We start from the raw sequence: 17,185 nt of genomic DNA on the forward strand, positions 1-17,185 counted from the left end.
AACCTGACTTTTAGGAGGATATCTAGCAATGGCACAAATGAACATGAAAGAAGCGATTCGCGATGCACTGCGCGTGGAATTGAACCGCGATGCCAACGTCCTGCTTTTCGGGGAAGACGTAGGTAATGTAGGTGGGGTATTCCGTGCAACCGAAGGTTTGCAAAAGGAATTTGGAGAAGAGCGCGTATTCGATACGCCGCTTGCTGAATCCGCAATTGGCGGTTTGGCTTTTGGTCTGGGGATTCAGGGCTTCCGTCCTGTTGCCGAGATTCAATTCGTAGGTTTTATCTTTGAAGCTCTTGACCAAATCCTGGTTCAAGCTGCTCGTCTGCGTTACCGTTCCGGTGGTCGTTATAACGCACCAGTCGTATTCCGTACACCATTTGGCGGCGGGGTTAAAGCGGCTGAGCTTCATACGGATTCCCTGGAAGGCTTGATTGCCCAAACTCCAGGTATCAAACTAGTAATTCCTTCCAACCCTTACGATGCAAAAGGTCTTATGATTTCCGCTATTCGCGATAATGACCCTGTATTCTACATGGAACACCTTAACCTTTACCATGCATTCCGTGCAGATGTACCTGAAGGTGAGTACACTGTGGAATTGGGTAAAGCTAATATTGTAAAAGAAGGTTCTGACGTTACCATTATCGCTTATGGGCTTATGGTACACACAGCGGTTAAAGCAGCTGAAGAACTTGAGAAAACCAAGGGCATCAAAGCCGAAGTTATCGACCTGCGTACACTGGTTCCTCTTGATATCGACACCATTGTGGCATCGATCAAGAAAACCAACCGTGCTATCGTGGTACAGGAAGCACAAAAATCCGCGGGTATGGCTGCGGAAATTATCGCTCAAATCAACGAGAAAGCTATTCTTCACCTTGAAGCTCCAGTACTTCGTGTAGCTGGTCCGGATACTGTATATCCATTTGCTCAAATCGAAGATCAATGGCTGCCGTCACCTGCACGCGTAATTACAGCAGTGAACAAAGTACTCGAATTTTAATTTTTAACGAACTAAAGGGAGGTCCTCTAGGTGGCAAAATTTGAATATCGTTTCCCGGAACTCGGTGAAGGGTTGCATGAAGGCGAAATTATCAAAATGCACATCAAGCCGGGAGATAAAGTAACCGACGATGACATCATTATGGAAGTACAGAACGACAAGGCAGTAGTTGAAGTTCCTTGTCCGGTAAATGGTACAGTTCAAGAAGTATTCGGTAAAGATGGCGCAATCTTCCGTGTAGGAGATGTAGTCGCTGTAATCGATGCGGAAGGCGAAGTTCCTGAACAGGAACCAGCTCCTGAACAGCACGGCAGCCAAGAAGCGGATGCGGCAAAAGGTGGAGCAGATACGAAATCCTCCCCGGCTTCCGACAGTCCTTCTGAAGCGAAGCAAGGAGAAGCGGCAGGAACACCTGCTCCAGCGGCTCCGAACAAAGAAGTTCTTGCCACACCTAGCGTTCGCAAGTTCGCTCGTGAGCAAGGTATTGACTTGTCCCAAGTAACGGGTACAGGCAATGCTGGCAAAATTACTCGTGAAGATGTTGAAGCCTTCAAGAATGGCGGCAGTGCAGCTTCAGCTCCTGCAGCTGCAGAAGCGAAGTCTGATGCTAAAGCAGCTCCAGCTGCAGCAGCGGCTGGTAATGCTCATGTTGAAGAAGAACGCGTTCCATTCAAGGGTATTCGTAAGGCGATCTCGAATGCGATGGTTAAATCCGCATACACTGCGCCGCACGTGACTATTATGGACGAAGTTGACGTTACTGAGCTTGTTGCATTCCGTACACGCATGAAGCCAATTGCTGAGAAGAAAGGCACTAAAGTGACTTACCTTCCATTCATCGTTAAAGCACTGGTTGCAGCATCCCGTCAATACCCTGCGCTTAACGCTTCCATCGACGAAGAGGCTGGCGAAATTGTCTACAAGAAGCATTATGATATCGGTATCGCGACAGATACAGATAACGGCTTGATCGTTCCTGTAATCAAGGATGCTGATCGTAAGAGCATCTGGATGATTGCGGATGCGATTCGTGATCTTGCGGCACGTGGCCGTGAAGGTAAACTCAGCGCTTCTGAAATGAAAGGCAGCACAATCTCCATCTCTAACATTGGTTCTGCAGGCGGTATGTTCTTCACTCCAATTATCAACTACCCTGAGGTAGCTATTCTTGGAACAGGACGTATTTCGGAGAAACCAGTTGTGAAGAATGGTGAGGTTGTTGTAGCACCAGTTATGGCTCTGTCCTTGAGCTTCGACCACCGTCTGATTGATGGAGCAACAGCTCAGAACTTTATGAACTACATTAAATCACTGCTCGCTAATCCTGAGCTGTTGGTTATGGAGGTGTAAGAAATGGTAGTAGGAGACGCTTCTCTTGATATCGATACATTAGTCGTTGGTGCCGGTCCCGGCGGTTATGTTGCAGCCATTCGTGCTGCTCAGCTTGGACAAAAGGTAATCATTGTAGATAAATCGGAACTCGGCGGTGTATGTCTGAACCGTGGATGTATCCCTTCCAAAGCCCTGATCTCGGCAGCTCATCAATATGAGGCTGCCAAGCATGGCGATGCTTTCGGGATTTCTGCCGACAACGTGAAAGTTGACTTCTCCAAGACACAAGCATTCAAGAACGGTGTTGTGAAGAAGATGACACAAGGTGTTGGCGGATTGCTGAAAGGTAACAAAGTTGAGGTATTCAGTGGTGAGGTTATGTTCATTAACGAGAATGAAGCTCGCGCATTCAATGACCATGAATCTCCACGTTACCGCTTCAAACACTGCATCCTTGCAACAGGTTCCCGTCCAATTGAGCTCAAACCGTTCCCATTTGGCGGACGTATTCTTTCTTCTACCGAAGCTTTGCAGCTTGAAGAAATTCCTTCAAGCCTGGTTGTTATCGGCGGTGGATATATCGGTGCTGAGCTTGGTCAAATGTTCTCCAAATTCGGTACGAAAGTAACGATTATTGAAGGACTGGACACTGTGCTTCCTGGCTTTGATAAAGACATGACTCGTCTTGTCGCTAAGAGCATGGAGAAGACAGGCATCGAGATTGTTACAAATGCAAAAGCTGAAAGTGCTGAGCAGACGGACAAGAACGTTACTGTGAAATACTCTGTAAATGGCGAGAACAAAGAAGTAACAGCGGATTACCTGCTTGTAACTGTTGGACGTCGTCCAAATACAGATGGTGACCTGGGTCTTGATCTTGCGGGTGTAGAATTGACTGACCGTGGTCTTGTCAAAGTCGATCATCAAGGCCGTACCAGCAATCCGAACATCTTCGCGATCGGCGATATCGTTCCAGGTCTTGCCCTGGCTCATAAAGCTTCTTACGAAGGTAAAGTGGCAGCTGAAGCCATTTCTGGACTTCCATCTGTGGTGGACTACAAAGCTATGCCAGCGGTTGTATTTACTGATCCTGAGTGCTCCAGCGTAGGCTACACCGAGAAAGAAGCCAAAGAAAAGGGTTATAAAGTGAAAGCTGGCAAATTTCCGTTTGCGGGTAATGGCCGTGCAACTTCCCTGAACGCACCTGACGGCTTCATCAAGATCGTAGCTAACGAAGAGAACAATGTAGTTCTCGGCGCTCAAATCGTAGGTATTGAAGCGTCCAACTTGATCGCTGAGCTTGGTCTTGCGATTGAGATGGGAGCGACGCTTGAGGATATCTCCCTAACCATTCATGCTCACCCAACACTTGGTGAAATTGTTATGGAAACGGCTGAGCTTGTTGAAGGTCATCCGATCCACGTATTGTCTCGTTAATCTTCATGCAGCCTGTGTATCCTAACATAGGTCTCTTAAGCAAATGTTAACTTTTTTGGCAAGAACGTACTGACGTTCTTGCCTTTCTTTTTTTTGTCTGTTAACAATATAGGCAGCCACGTGATATATTACATAAGAAGGAACGTCGGAGGTGTAGTTCTGTGCAAAATTATTTAGATTTACTTCAAGATATTAAGGATCATGGTACAAGGAAGGATGATCGGACTGGTACCGGCACAATTTCCGTGTTTGGCCGCCAGCTCCGCTTTGATCTAAGCAAAGGCTTTCCCCTTGTCACCACCAAGAGAATACATTTGAAATCTGTAATACATGAATTGTTATGGTTCCTTAAAGGTGACACCAACATTGCTTATCTCAAAGAGCATGGAGTTAGAATATGGGATGAATGGGCAGACGAGAATGGTGATTTAGGTCCAGTCTATGGCTCACAATGGCGCTCATGGGAGACCCCGGAAGGGACATATATCGATCAAATATCGAATGTGGTCGAGGCGATCAAACGAAATCCCGATTCACGGAGACACCTGGTCAGTGCCTGGAATGTAGCTGAGATCGAACAAATGAAGCTGCCTCCTTGTCACTTTGTATTTCAATTCTACGTAGCAGACGGTAAATTGTCGTGTATGCTTACAATGCGCTCTGTAGATACGTTCTTGGGTCTTCCATTCAATATTGCAAGCTATGCGCTGTTAACGCATATGGTGGCTCAGCAGTGCGATCTTGAGGTCGGTGAGTTCATTTGGTCGGGCGGAGATGTGCACATTTATACAAATCATATCGAACAGGTGAACCTTCAGTTAACCCGTGCTCCATATGAGCTGCCTCAGCTGGTAATCAAGAGGAAGCCGGATTCTATTTTTGATTATACCTATGAAGATTTTGAATTCATAAATTATGTGCATCATCCGGCTATTAAAGCATCGGTGTCAGTCTGATTAGAAAAGAGCGGTGAAGAATAGAGAAATTTCTTTCTCGCTGTACAGGAGGTCGGTGTTATGGGAATTACGCTGATATGGGCAATGGCACGAGGTGGTGTCATAGGTAAGGATAACAAGCTCCCTTGGCGGCTGCCGGCCGATTTGGCTTTTTTCAAGGCACAAACGCTTAGAAAAACCATGATTATGGGCAGAAAAACCTGGGAATCTATTGGAAGTAAGCCGCTGCCGGGTCGACGGAATGTGATCCTTACAATGGACGAGCGTTATGTAGCTGAAGGTGGGGAGATCGTCCATTCCATGCAGGAGGCGCTTGAGCTGCAGAAGCAGGGCGAAGAACTGATGGTTATTGGCGGAGCCGGGGTATTTCAGCACTTTCTTCCCTATGCGGATAAGCTGCTCGTAACTTTAATTGATGAGGACATTGAAGGGGATGTTGTATTTCCCGAATTTGATTGGTCCGAGTTCGAGGTTACGGAAGAAGTGCAAGGTGTTCAGGATGAGAAGAATCGCTATCCTTATCGGTTTGTGACTTATGAACGCGTTAAAGCAGCTACGTAATAATGCAAACTATTATAGATATAGTCCATTAATATGAGTAACACCGAATGATAATATATTTTAACATCAGGGTAAAATTCGACAATTATTATAAAGGGAACAGCTGATTTGTATGTAATTTGTTCTTTTTATTGTGAATGAGCTGGAGAGAAGATGGATTTAAGCTCGTTCCTTATAGATAAGCAATTATGAGATGGGGGAAAAGTTAGATGTCTACACCTACAGGGTTTATGGAATTCAAAAGACAGCTTCCGGGAGACCGCAGTCCCTCTGAACGGGTAAAGGACTGGGAAGAGTTCCATAAACATATGTCTGAAGAGGAACTACGTACTCAGGGTGCCCGCTGTATGGATTGCGGCACACCATACTGTCATACTGGCATTGATATGACTGGAGGCACATCAGGCTGCCCGGTGCATAACCTGATTCCGGAATGGAACAATTTGGTCTATCGTGGACAGTGGAAGGATGCGCTGGATCGTCTTCACAAGACGAACAACTTCCCTGAATTCACTGGACGTATCTGCCCCGCACCTTGTGAAGGCTCTTGTACAGTGGGCCTGATTGGTCAGCCTGTTACAATTAAGACAATTGAAGAAGCCATTATAGAGAGAGGCTTTGAAGAGGGCTGGGTTGTAGCAGAACCGCCAGAGAAACGTACTGGCAAGCGAGTAGCTGTTGTGGGTTCCGGTCCTGCTGGACTCGCATGTGCGGCTCAGCTCAATAAGGCTGGTCATGAAGTTACGGTGTATGAGAGATCCGACCGTGTCGGCGGACTGCTTATGTACGGAATTCCTTCGATGAAGCTGGATAAGTCCATCGTTGAGAGACGGGTTAACCTTCTTGTTGAAGAAGGGGTTAAATTTGTTACCAATACGGAGATCGGTAAGGACATTCCGGCTCAGCAGCTGGTTGATGAGTTCGACGCTGTTGTTCTATGCGGAGGTGCAACCAAGCCGCGTGAGTTCAACATTGAAGGCAGTGACTTGAAAGGTGTGCAGTATGCAATGCCTTTCTTGAACAGCACGATCAAGAGCTATCTGGATTCAGGTCTTCAAGACGGTCAATATATTTCTGCAGAAGGTAAAGATGTTATCGTTATCGGTGGCGGGGATACAGGTTCTGACTGTGTTGCTACTTCATTGCGTCATGGATGTAAAAGTATTACTCAATTTGGTACGCATACCAAGGCTCCACTCGAACGTGATCCAATTCAGAATCCTTGGCCGCAATTCCCGAATGTGTATACACTGGATTATGCCCAAGAGGAAGCTAAAGCAATCTACGGAGAGGATCCTCGTGAATTCTCTATCATGACCACGAAATTCGTTGGTGATGATGAGGGGAATTTGAAGGAACTTCACACGATCCAAATTCAGCGTATCGTTGACGAGACTGGACGTAAGATCTATCAGCCAATTCCGGGCACGGAACGTGTCTTCCCGGCACAGATGGCACTGATTGCGATCGGGTTCGATGGACCTGAGAATACAATCATTAGCGAGCTCTCGCTTGATACAGACCGCCGTTCCAATGTGAAAGCTCAATATGGCAAGTACAAGACTAGTGTGGATAAAGTGTTCGCTGCCGGCGACATGCGCCGTGGTCAAAGTCTGGTTGTTTGGGCGATTAACGAAGGACGCGAAGCTGCTCGTGAAGTAGATAAATTTTTGATGGGCGCATCGGTTCTGGCTTAAGTATAATGTGAGAAGGTGTGGAACAGAGGTTCATTCCTTCTACCGAATTATGATATAATAATATAATGCAACGGGGCTGCGCTGTGCGCGGCTCTTTTTTTGCCGAAATGGACTTGGGAGAGGGGAAGCGTCTCACCATGAAAACGCTAGTAATCGCAGAGAAACCGGATATGGGACGGACAATCGCCGCTGTTATTGAACCAAGGGCGAAGAATAACCGGTCTTACCTGGAGGGCGAGCAATATATTATAACCTGGGCCATTGGCCATCTGCTCGGTCTGGCTGAACCGGATGCTTATGATCCTAAATATAAAAGATGGAATTTCACGGATCTGCCGATACTTCCGGATCACTTCAAGATTGTTCCGAATCCGAAGACGAAGGATCAGCTGAAGATCATTGGCGAATTGGCCAAGCGGGCTGACCGGATCGTAAATGCTTGTGACGCCGGGCGTGAAGGGCAGTATATTTTTGCCTTGATCCAACAGCAATTGAAGTTATCCCAGCCGGTCAGAAGGCTCTGGATCTCTGATTTGACCGCAGAGAGCATTGCGAAGGGCTTCGCGGAGCTGAAGGATAGCTCGGAGTTCGCGAATCTGACCATAGCGGCAAGGGCAAGGAGCGAGGCCGACTGGCTGGTTGGGATGAATGCTTCAAGAGCTTTTACCACCAAGCATAAGGAGCTGCTCTCGGTTGGGCGTGTCCAGACACCGGTACTCGCGCTGATTTATGACAGGCAGAAGGAAATAGAAAGCTTTGACTCGCTCACCTATTATGAGATCAAGGCTGAATTCGAGCAGGAAGAACGCAGTTATTCCGGCTCATGGCAGGGTGACCGGTTGACAGATAAAGAAAAAGCGGACCATCTCGCCGCTAAGGTTAGAGGCAAGGAAGGCCGGATCACGGAGTATGAGGTCAAGGACACGAAGGAGTATCCTTTCAAGCTGTATGACTTGACCCTGCTGCAGCGCGAGGCCAATGCGAAATATGGATATTCGGCCAAGAAGACTCTGGATATCGCTCAGGCGCTTTATGAGAAGCATAAAGTGATTACGTATCCGCGCACAAGCTCGAACTATGTTACGGAACAGAATATTGAGGGTATGCATAAGGCGCTCCACATGCTCAAATCAACCAGTTACCAAGAGCTGGCTGCTGGCGCCAATCCTAATCTGGTCCATAAAAACAATAAGTCGATCTGCAACCCGGCGCGGGTTGAGGACCACCATGCCATCCTGCCTACCCTTAAGCGGGCAGGCACGTTAAGCTCTGAGGAACAGAACGTATACGACCTGGTCATACGGAGATTCTTGTCCCAGTTCTATCCTCCAGCAGAGTACAAACAGCATACAGTACTTACCGAAGTGGAGGGGGAGACCTTCAAGACCAATGTGAAGCAGCTTATCTCCCTCGGCTGGAAGGTCTGTCAAGGTACGGATGAGACCCGGAAGTCTGGTGGTAAGGGCAAGAAGAAGGATGAGGATGACGAGCCAGAGGAGCTTGTGAGTGAACCGTTCAGTGTAGATCGGAACCTGCATGTCCTGTGTAAGTCATCAGAGGTGAGGGAGAAGGCTACCCAGCCTCCGAAGGCTTATACTGAGGGGACACTGCTCAAGGCTATGGAGAGTGCCGGGAAGCAGCTGGAGAACGAAGAGCTTCGTGAGGTTATGAAGGATGCGGGGCTTGGTACGCCGGCGACTCGTGCTGCAACGATCGAACGGCTGAAGAAGGTTGGATATATTACGATGCAGGGGAAAAGAATTACCGTCACGCCCAAAGGTCGTACGGCGGTTGAATTAATCCGTCATGCCGGCATTGAGCTTCTGACCTCGCCAGAGATGACAGGGCAATGGGAGCGGCGTCTTCATCAAATCTCCAAAGGCGAAGCAGCCGGAGAGAAATTTATGGAGAACGTGAAGAAATTTACGGTCTCCATCATCGAGAAGGTGCGCAGTCAGCCTAAAGCTTCCGCTTCACTGTTCGAGGGAGAAGCGAAGCCCACAAGCCGCAGCAAAGCTGGGGGAACCCGGCAAAGCGCTGGCTCAGCTGGTACAAGGACGAGTAAAGTGAAATCTCCCGCCGATTCAAGCAATAGAGGCACGACGAGTGCCCCTGCTGAACGAGTGCCCATGGGAGTCTGTCCTCGTTCCGGCTGCGGCGGGCAGCTTATCGAGGGCAAGAAGGGGTATGGGTGTACTCATTTCAAGCAGGGATGCGGATTTGTGATCTGGAAGGAATACGCCGGTAAGAAGATTTCCCATAATATGCTGGCTTCTCTGATTGAGAAGGGACAGACTCAGCTGTTGTCCTTCAAAGATGGGGAGCTTGAATACAAGGCACGAATTGTGTTAATGGACAAGGAGAAAGGCCAGCTTCAAATACAACGATCGGAATAGAAAGAAACGGACTCATTACAGGGTCCGTTTCTTTTGTTTGACCGCCATACTCTCGGCGATGATATTTGGAACCTCCACCAAGGATGAGACGGTATACATCGAGGTAGTCGGTTCATTTTTCAGATCGACAACATTATAAGACCATTCATTGGGCAGCTTGATATAAATGGTGTTAATACCCGCTGCTAGCGCGGGTATGATGTCTGTACGAAGACTGTTGCCGATCATCCAGGTATGTTCTCTGTCGAAATGCCGGGACGTCAGAATCTGCTCTAGCGCTTCTTCGTTCTTGTGCTGCCGGATATAGATACGGTCATGGAAGTACGAAGCAAGCTTCATCTGTTCGATTTTGCGTTCCTGAATGGCCTTCTCTCCGCCCGTATAGAGGTTAAGCTCATGACCTTGTTGTTCCAATATATCAAGGGTCTCAACCATCCCGGGATATGGCTCTATATTTTGTTCATAGACACTCATACCAAGCTCCATTAGCAGGTTCTCCTCGGCAGGACTAATTTCGCGGCCAGTCATTCTGGAGAAGTAGTGGTAAGTCTCAATCATGGATTGGGGAAAATGCTTGCTGGCAAATCCGGATTTGAGAACGCCTGCCACATCAATCTCAATTTGTTTGCTTCGAATTTCTGATGTCGTTAGCCGAAAGTCACTGAACCATTTAAGCATCACATCAGCAAACTTGCATAGGATCATTTCAAAATATTTATTGCAGTGGATAAGTGTATCATCCATATCGAAAATAATTTGTTGGCGGTAATGATAAGAGTTCAAAGCAGGCTGCTCCTTTCTACGATAGTACATATCTGCTGCTTAGTATAACTTGAAACCTTAAATTATATTTGAATATACGTTTCCAGGAAAATTTGCAGCTCGGAGATCCCATCCGGACGGAAGCAGAATTTCTCCTGATCATTCGTTCCCAGATGGACTCTAAGCAGTCCAGCGACCCGTAAAAGCCTTAGATGATACATCAACGTCTCTTCGGATTCGTTCAGGAATTGCTGCATCTCTGGAAGTGACTTGGGTTCGTTCGCAAGATAGCGCAGCATACGAAGGCGCTCGGGAGCAGCCAGGGCACGGGTTAACCTGAGCAAATAATTCGGTGCCTCATTCGCATCCTCATGCGGAAGGTCTACAGGATATTGAATCAGAAGCATGTTGTTGTAAAAACAATACGTATTAATTGGGCGCAAGTGAATAATGGGCAGCAGAATAACCTGCTCAACAGGAAGCTCATTTGAGACGATCAATCCACCTGAAGCATAATCAATAAGACTTTCAGGCTCCATTTTGTCCAGAAGGGCCAGCTTCTCGGCAGCGTCCTCTTCAAGAAGCGGGATATACAAAGATTCTATCTCTTTAAAGTACACATCGTACCAGACCTGAAGCAATGGCACATAATTGTCACGGATCAGAGCTGCTCTCGCGGCAGTCATCTCAGGTATGTAAGTGCGAATCATGTCGCAAAGGGCCTCAGATGAGGTAGACTGGAGGAAATTAAGATATTCCTCAATCTGATTATGCTCACCTCGTTCAACCGCCCAGGCATAAAGAACATCATAATCCTCAAAAGGCCAGGAAGCGGCCTCGGCAAAAGCTGCACGTGTCGACTCGTCAAAGCGGGAATTGATGGTATCGATCCACTCGGGACCCATGTCGATATTATTTGTCCATTTGCGCACAATATGAACCAAGAAGCTTCCAAGCAGTTCATAGACCGGAGACACGTCTACTTTTACTGTATAAGCCATGTGAAAGGTGACCTCCCCAAATAATGCATTATTTTTTCATTATGGCTTGTTCGTTGACGGGTGTCCACTATAAACAATTGACCAGTTGATTATTAACGCTGGGGCGCTCCTTTCAAACATGAAAAAGATAAGATAGAATAAGAAATAGAGATATAGGGGCTAAAGGGGAGCTGCAGAAGATGATTGAAGTCAGTCAATTAAACGTGGTTGTGGGAGCAGATAAAAGAAACATTATTGATCAGGTGAATCTCAGATTTGAGCAAGGGGAGATGATTGGAGTTGTCGGCCCTAGCGGGAGCGGGAAGAGCACACTCCTTCGCTGCTTGGCGCTGCGCCATCCTTGGACAACGGGTCGTTATAATTTTGAAGGCAAGGAGATCATTAAGTCGGGCGGTAGGGGTTCCTCGGAATACCGTTCAAAATTCGCATATTTAGAGCAAAATCCAGAGCTGAATACACAGAAGACTGCGCTTAAGAATGTTCTAATCGGTCAAGCCGGGCAGACTCCGTTGATCCGTAGATTAACCGGAATGATTCGTTCTGATGATTACATGGGAGCTATGGATGAGCTGGAAAAGTTTGGACTTCTGGATAAAGCGCATGTGCCAGCTGGCAAATTAAGCGGGGGGGAGCGACAGCGTGTTGCCATATGCAGGGCTTTGGTTCATGGTGCAAAGCTGATCGCTGCGGATGAGCCTGTTATCGGTCTGGATAAGTATGCAACAGATAAGGTACTTACTACGTTAAAAGAATTGTGTACCAACGAAAAGGCTACAGTTATAGCTGTATTGCCCGTTGAGCTTGCGGAGCAGTACTGTACACGTATATGGGGAATTAATGAGGGACGGCTGCAGTGGGATATCAGGGGAAGAAGATTAACCCAGGAAGAGAAGCAGCTGATCTAGAATGAAAAGAGTGATCCGATTGGCTAGAGCAAGGTGGGTGAGCATCGCGGCAGGTTGTCTATGTCTGGCTGTTCTGAGCGGTTGTGACCTTATAACAGATCCAAAGTTATTAATGAAGCCTCCTGAATTGACATCCGATAGGCAGACCCTGAGAAGTGTAATTGATGCTAACATTCCTGCAGATACCCGTCTGCAGCCGCGAGGGCTTAATGGCATTCAATCAATTCAGACTGAGGATCTGGACAATAATGGGAGCCTGGACGCCGTTGTGTTCTTTGAGAGCACGAAGGGCGACGTGAATGCACAGGGCATGGTTCTGGAGGAGACTGATGACACCTGGGTCATCAAGCAAAGATTTGAAGGGGACGGAAGAAGTCTAGTCTCACTGGAATACAGGGACCTCAACCACGACGGGAAGAAAGAAATTCTTGCCGGTTTTAATTCGGAGACGCTGGATGAGCAGAAAACCCTCGCGGTGTATGATTATACAGGACAGAAGGTTGACAAGCTCCTTCTTGCTCCGTATTCCAATTATGTCGTTGAAGACTTGAATAACGATGACCTGCTTGAATTGACTACCGTCGCTTTCAAGAAGAATGACTACAATACATTGACCTGTTACCAAATAAGAGCCGATCAAGCCGTAAAGCTGGACAGCCTGCAGTTGGGAGCTGGACTTAACAATTACCTGAATGTAATGTCGGGTAAAGTAACCCCCAACCAGAAGGGAATTATTCTGGACGCGTCTTACTTGACGCATTCTGCTTATTCAACCTTAATCATGATGAAGGATAATAAGCTGGTTAACGTGCTCGACCAGGATGACAACTTGAATGACCTGCCAATCCGGAGCGGGGATGTGAACGATGACAATATTCTGGAAATGGGTCGGCTTAAGATCCCTTCCGGATGGGAAAAGGTAATCTTGGACAAGCCGCCGCGGTTTCTGGATTACTACCAGTGGGAGGAGAAGGTAACCTCCGGGGACTTAAAGGATATGAAGTTCATCAAAGAGCAGTACATAGATCCAGACGGCAGATTTGTCTTTAATTTTCCGGATGACCTGAAAGGGCAGGTTACACTTGATCAAAACTCAGTTATGGATCAATATTTAAGGTTCATCAAGATTGATAATCATGAACTGGTCGCGGAGATTAAGTTCATTCCACTGTCCCAATGGGAGAAGTCAAAGCCGGAATGGTCGATGCTTGTGCGTGATAATGATCAGGTTATCGCCTATAAGACATCGTTTAATACCGAGATCATGAAGAAAAATTTGAGATAGTTGATCGTTCCAATTAGAGAGGATGTTTTGAGCTGTGAGTAAAGTTCTTATCATGGAAGACGAGGAGTCTATCCGCAGTTTTATCGTTATTAACCTTAAGCGCAACGGCTTTGAAGTGCTGGAAGCAGCAGATGGAAATGAAGCAATCAGCAAGCTGACAAGTGTTCCCGACATTGATATTGCGCTCCTGGACGTCATGGTGCCAGGAATCGACGGCTTTGAAGTCTGCCGCCGTATACGTGAGACGAACGAGCGGATCGGAATTATATTTCTGACGGCCAAGGTTCAAGAGCAGGATAAGGTATATGCCCTGTCTGTTGGGGCGGATGACCATGTCAGCAAGCCATTCAGCCCTACGGAGCTGATTGCACGTATTCATTCCTTGCTCCGCCGGGTTAATGTATATAGAGAGACAAGCGCAAAGGTAAGCTTCACCTCTGGACCTTTCACCTTGGATCTGATCACAAAGCAATTTAAGAAGAACAGTACGATGATAGAGCTGACACCGACTGAGTTCTCGCTTATTCAGTATTTCTTGGAGAAAGAGAACACGCCGCTCAGTAGAGATCAGCTGCTGGATCATGTGTGGGGCAAAGAATATATGGGAGATCCGAAGATTGTGGATGTGAACATCCGGAGAATTCGTCAAAAGATCGAAGCTAACCCTTCAGATCCTGCTTATTTGCAGACCGTATGGGGACACGGTTATAAGTGGAAGGGCGAAGGTCAATGATTAGTAAAGGGATCGGTCGGCAGATCGTTCTTCATTATTTTATCGTGGTATTTGTTACCCTGTTAATGGTTGAGATCATCTTTCTGTTCGCGATCCGAACTTACTACTATGACAGTATCTACAACCATATTGCCAATCATGCGGCCATGGTAACAGATAACTTCCAGAATTCCGACAAATCGGAGGTTCAGGAAGATACCGCCTTCTACAGCAATATTATATCCGCATTCTCACTGGCCAACACGGAGCTGCAGGTGCTTGACCGTCATGGAAATATACTTATGACCAACAGTTCCTTTCAACCTCACAAGCCAGTCCAGACGAGTGATCTGTCTCAGGCACTTACGAGCAATATCGGCAAATGGATTGGCCGTGAGCCCGATACCGGGGAGATGGTGATGTCTGTATCGAGTCCGATTCAGTTGCTGGGAGAGAATAAGTTCGTCATAAGATATATCACATCATTGGAGCCCATTAATTCCAAACTGCTGAACATTACTCTACTCGCTGCTTTGGCGGGTGTTGTAATCTTGGCGGTTGTGCTGCTGTTCAGCATGGGTCTGGCTAATTCCATTGTCAAACCGATTAATAATATCCGTGCGGTATCTGCTCAAATGGCACGGGGTAGGTTTGATGTTCGCGTCAAAGGGGAATATAAATATGAACTCGGTGAATTGGCCAGCACGCTGAATTACATGGCACAGGAAATTGTCCGGGGGAATCAGATCAAGGACGACTTCATTTCTTCCATCTCACATGAGCTGCGTACTCCGCTTACAGGGATTAAGGGCTGGAGTGAAACCTTAACGTCCGGCGGGTTTGATCCAGAAGAGACCAAGATCGGCATGCAGATCATTGCAAAGGAAACCGATCGGCTGATTGGTCTAGTAGAGGAGATGCTGGACTTCTCCAAATTGCAGCAGAACGAAATGAAGCTTGTCATCGATTCGGTTAACCTTAAGGAAATTCTTCAAGAAACGATGCTAAATGTATGGGCTAAAGCGGAACAAAAGCGGATACAAATTAAACTGGATGACCACACTGAGTCTACCGTCCTGGTACCGGGTGATGGTAACCGGTTAAAGCAGGTGTTCTTGAATCTTGTCGATAACGCCATTAAATTCTCTACAGAAGATTCCTGGATCCATCTGGATATTCAGATTCAGGACGGCTGGGCTGTCGTTGAGGTTATAGACAGCGGGATTGGGATAAGTGATGAGCATCTGCGCCGTGTGAAGGACCGGTTCTTCCAGGTGAATCACCAAGGAGGAGGCACGGGGCTTGGACTTGCGATAAGTCAACAACTTGTTGAACTGCATAATGGAGATATGGAGATGCGTAGTGAGCTGGGTGTCGGAACGACTGTGAGTGTTCGTCTCCCTCTGCTTGATGAACTGAATAAGAATGAGGCTTAAGTTTCCGTTTATATGGAATGAACTAAAGAAATGAGCGCATGGATAAAGGCTATATAAGACGCAGTTAAAAATTTGACTTGAGGGTAAGGCGTAGCGGAGGGGAAGCTTGGAACTGTAGGAGCGAAAGCGATCGCCTACAAGCTTTCTGAAAGAAAGCTACATCGGAAGCATAAGCTTTGTCTCCGGATTTCATCCGCTCTGCGGTATAAATCAAGAAATCTGGAGGCGGGCAGCGGCCGAAAGTCCAAGCATTCCCCGTAGTTACGACTGTACACACAAATGTGAACATTTTAACTGCGGCTTATATAACACTTATTATGCAAAGGAATGGATCACACAGTCTTTAGTTCAATCCATATAGGTAAAGAGGATTCGGGAGAAGAGGATGATCTGTCATGAGCTACCCAATAGGAATGCTGACACTGCCAGACCAACAGCTGGAAATTCATCTGGCGGACCAAGAAGATACTAACCTGATTTGTCAAATGCTGATCGAAGCAGCAGAATGGATGATCTCGCAAGGTATTAATCAATGGAATCCCGAACAATTCACAAGAGATGAGATTTTATCGTATTTTGAATACAGAGAAATCTACTTGATCTATGCCAATACGGAACCCGCAGCAATGTTTACTTTACAGCAGAGTGACCCTGATTATTGGGGGATGCGCAACAGCAAGGGCTATAACTATCTTCATCGGCTTACCGTAAGAAGAAATTTCAGTAATGCCGGGCTTGGGGCATATATTGTCGAGTGGGCTGCAGAGCGGACAAGGGAGAGCGGTAGGAAAGGACTTCGTCTTGACTGCCTGGCTCAGAACCTCAAGCTGAACAGCTTTTATCAACGCCTCGGCTTCCGCTATATGGGGACAGCCCTTAAGAACGGGCGGGAGTATAACCTGTATGAACAGTGGGAACTCCCCGAGGGATCTCAGGATCATGACCCAGTAGACTTTGTCTATTTCAATGAAAAGGACTTCCACCTTCTGCAGAGCTGGTCGGCTTCCGAAGCATTCCAGCTGCAATGGGCGGGAGGGAGATGGTCATACCCCCTGACAGAGGAAGACATGAGGGCGTATATTGAGGATGCTAATTTCCCCTGGAAATCGGATAGACTGATCTTCAAGGTGATTCATCGTCTATCCAGAGAGATTATTGGACATATCAGTCTCACGCAGATTGACCGTAAAAATCGTTCGGCCCGCATTAGCCGAGTTATTCTTGGAGATCCCACGTTTCGGGGCCGTGGAATAGGTAAAGCTATGATCGTTGAGATGCTGCGAATTGGCTTCCAGGCCTTGAATTTACACCGGATTACGCTGGGTGTATTTGATTTCAATAGGCCAGCGATACAGGTATATTTATCTACTGGCTTTAAGAAGGAAGGGCTCATGCGGGAAAAGACCCTCTATCGTAACGAATATTGGAGCATGATCGAAATGAGCATGCTGCGTAATGAGTGGGAAGAGCTATATGGTGAAGACCGTTAATCTTGTCAGGCATGTTAGGGGTCTATTCAAATAGTAGACAGATCAGGGGCTATCCCATCGTCATCTTGCATGACTTATGGGATAGCCCCTCTTATAGTGCGGCGAACGGCATTGTGAATCGAACGTTAATGTAGGACATTACATCGAATCAGCTTAATAGCAGAATACACACAAAAAAAGCGGATCATAATGATCCGCTTTGATTC

Annotated in this window: 14 protein-coding genes; 12 read left to right on the plus strand and 2 right to left on the minus strand. The window is 47.0% G+C overall.

The features are described from left to right. The first annotated feature begins 28 nt into the window (after nt 1–28). From ACRRNK_RS10150 to ACRRNK_RS10180, 7 genes are all read left to right on the plus strand, one after another. Nucleotides 29–1,009, plus strand: a complete 981-nt coding sequence (locus ACRRNK_RS10150) for an alpha-ketoacid dehydrogenase subunit beta (protein WP_433946611.1) — start codon at nt 29–31, stop codon at nt 1,007–1,009. A gap of 30 nt (nt 1,010–1,039) precedes the next feature. After that, nucleotides 1,040–2,359 carry a dihydrolipoamide acetyltransferase family protein gene (locus ACRRNK_RS10155; RefSeq protein ID WP_433946612.1) on the plus strand — a complete coding sequence of 440 codons (1,320 nt, stop codon included), beginning with the start codon at nt 1,040–1,042 and terminating at the stop codon, nt 2,357–2,359. 3 nt (nt 2,360–2,362) lie between these two features. Beyond that, a complete protein-coding gene (gene lpdA / locus ACRRNK_RS10160) occupies nt 2,363–3,778 on the plus strand; it encodes a dihydrolipoyl dehydrogenase (RefSeq protein WP_433946613.1) in 1,416 nt (471 codons plus the stop codon). Between the two features lie 161 nt (nt 3,779–3,939). After that, nucleotides 3,940–4,734: a thymidylate synthase gene (locus ACRRNK_RS10165; RefSeq protein ID WP_433946614.1), complete on the plus strand. Its 795-nt coding sequence runs from the start codon at nt 3,940–3,942 to the stop codon at nt 4,732–4,734. Between the two features lie 60 nt (nt 4,735–4,794). Next, a complete protein-coding gene (locus ACRRNK_RS10170; protein WP_433946615.1) occupies nt 4,795–5,295 on the plus strand; it encodes a dihydrofolate reductase in 501 nt (166 codons plus the stop codon). A gap of 209 nt (nt 5,296–5,504) precedes the next feature. Continuing rightward, nucleotides 5,505–6,992, plus strand: a complete 1,488-nt coding sequence (locus ACRRNK_RS10175) for a glutamate synthase subunit beta (protein WP_433946616.1) — start codon at nt 5,505–5,507, stop codon at nt 6,990–6,992. 137 nt (nt 6,993–7,129) lie between these two features. Further along, on the plus strand, nt 7,130–9,388 hold the full coding sequence (locus tag ACRRNK_RS10180) for a DNA topoisomerase 3 (protein WP_433946617.1): 2,259 nt from the start codon (nt 7,130–7,132) through the stop codon (nt 9,386–9,388). 15 nt (nt 9,389–9,403) lie between these two features. Here ACRRNK_RS10180 and ACRRNK_RS10185 read toward each other — a convergent pair whose 3' ends face one another. Both ACRRNK_RS10185 and ACRRNK_RS10190 read right to left on the minus strand, forming a co-directional pair. Further along, on the minus strand, nt 9,404–10,132 hold the full coding sequence (locus tag ACRRNK_RS10185; protein ID WP_433946855.1) for an HAD family hydrolase: 729 nt from the start codon (nt 10,130–10,132) through the stop codon (nt 9,404–9,406). A gap of 101 nt (nt 10,133–10,233) precedes the next feature. Next, nucleotides 10,234–11,151: a helix-turn-helix domain-containing protein gene (locus ACRRNK_RS10190; protein ID WP_433946618.1), complete on the minus strand. Its 918-nt coding sequence runs from the start codon at nt 11,149–11,151 to the stop codon at nt 10,234–10,236. A gap of 179 nt (nt 11,152–11,330) precedes the next feature. Between ACRRNK_RS10190 and ACRRNK_RS10195 the strand changes: the two genes are divergently transcribed. From ACRRNK_RS10195 to ACRRNK_RS10215, 5 genes are all read left to right on the plus strand, one after another. Then, the gene (locus ACRRNK_RS10195) at nt 11,331–12,056 is read left to right on the plus strand and encodes a phosphonate ABC transporter ATP-binding protein (RefSeq protein WP_433946619.1); all 726 of its coding nucleotides are present in this window, start codon (nt 11,331–11,333) and stop codon (nt 12,054–12,056) included. A gap of 19 nt (nt 12,057–12,075) precedes the next feature. Continuing rightward, on the plus strand, nt 12,076–13,341 hold the full coding sequence (locus tag ACRRNK_RS10200; protein ID WP_433946620.1) for a hypothetical protein: 1,266 nt from the start codon (nt 12,076–12,078) through the stop codon (nt 13,339–13,341). A 34-nt stretch (nt 13,342–13,375) separates the two neighbouring features. Further along, nucleotides 13,376–14,074, plus strand: coding sequence for a response regulator transcription factor (locus ACRRNK_RS10205; protein WP_433946621.1), 699 nt, complete (start codon nt 13,376–13,378; stop codon nt 14,072–14,074). After that, a complete protein-coding gene (locus ACRRNK_RS10210; protein WP_433946622.1) occupies nt 14,071–15,489 on the plus strand; it encodes an ATP-binding protein in 1,419 nt (472 codons plus the stop codon). The genes ACRRNK_RS10205 and ACRRNK_RS10210 overlap by 4 nt, the downstream gene beginning before the upstream one ends. Before the next feature lie 395 nt (nt 15,490–15,884). After that, nucleotides 15,885–16,979: a GNAT family N-acetyltransferase gene (locus ACRRNK_RS10215; protein ID WP_433946623.1), complete on the plus strand. Its 1,095-nt coding sequence runs from the start codon at nt 15,885–15,887 to the stop codon at nt 16,977–16,979. The last annotated feature ends 206 nt before the right edge of the window (nt 16,980–17,185 follow it).

It is taken from the genome of Paenibacillus sp. SN-8-1 (assembly GCF_050995535.1).
Lineage (GTDB): Bacteria > Bacillota > Bacilli > Paenibacillales > Paenibacillaceae > Fontibacillus.

Coding starts and splice junctions, on each gene's coding strand:
- ACRRNK_RS10195 (WP_433946619.1), top strand. CDS start 11,331: ATGATTGAAGTCAGTCAATTAAACGTGGTTGTGGGAGCAGATAAAAGA.
- ACRRNK_RS10190 (WP_433946618.1), bottom strand. CDS start 11,151: ATGGCTTATACAGTAAAAGTAGACGTGTCTCCGGTCTATGAACTGCTT.
- ACRRNK_RS10210 (WP_433946622.1), top strand. CDS start 14,071: ATGATTAGTAAAGGGATCGGTCGGCAGATCGTTCTTCATTATTTTATC.
- ACRRNK_RS10170 (WP_433946615.1), top strand. CDS start 4,795: ATGGGAATTACGCTGATATGGGCAATGGCACGAGGTGGTGTCATAGGT.
- lpdA (WP_433946613.1), top strand. CDS start 2,363: ATGGTAGTAGGAGACGCTTCTCTTGATATCGATACATTAGTCGTTGGT.
- ACRRNK_RS10185 (WP_433946855.1), bottom strand. CDS start 10,132: ATGGATGATACACTTATCCACTGCAATAAATATTTTGAAATGATCCTA.
- ACRRNK_RS10180 (WP_433946617.1), top strand. CDS start 7,130: ATGAAAACGCTAGTAATCGCAGAGAAACCGGATATGGGACGGACAATC.
- ACRRNK_RS10215 (WP_433946623.1), top strand. CDS start 15,885: ATGAGCTACCCAATAGGAATGCTGACACTGCCAGACCAACAGCTGGAA.
- ACRRNK_RS10175 (WP_433946616.1), top strand. CDS start 5,505: ATGTCTACACCTACAGGGTTTATGGAATTCAAAAGACAGCTTCCGGGA.
- ACRRNK_RS10150 (WP_433946611.1), top strand. CDS start 29: ATGGCACAAATGAACATGAAAGAAGCGATTCGCGATGCACTGCGCGTG.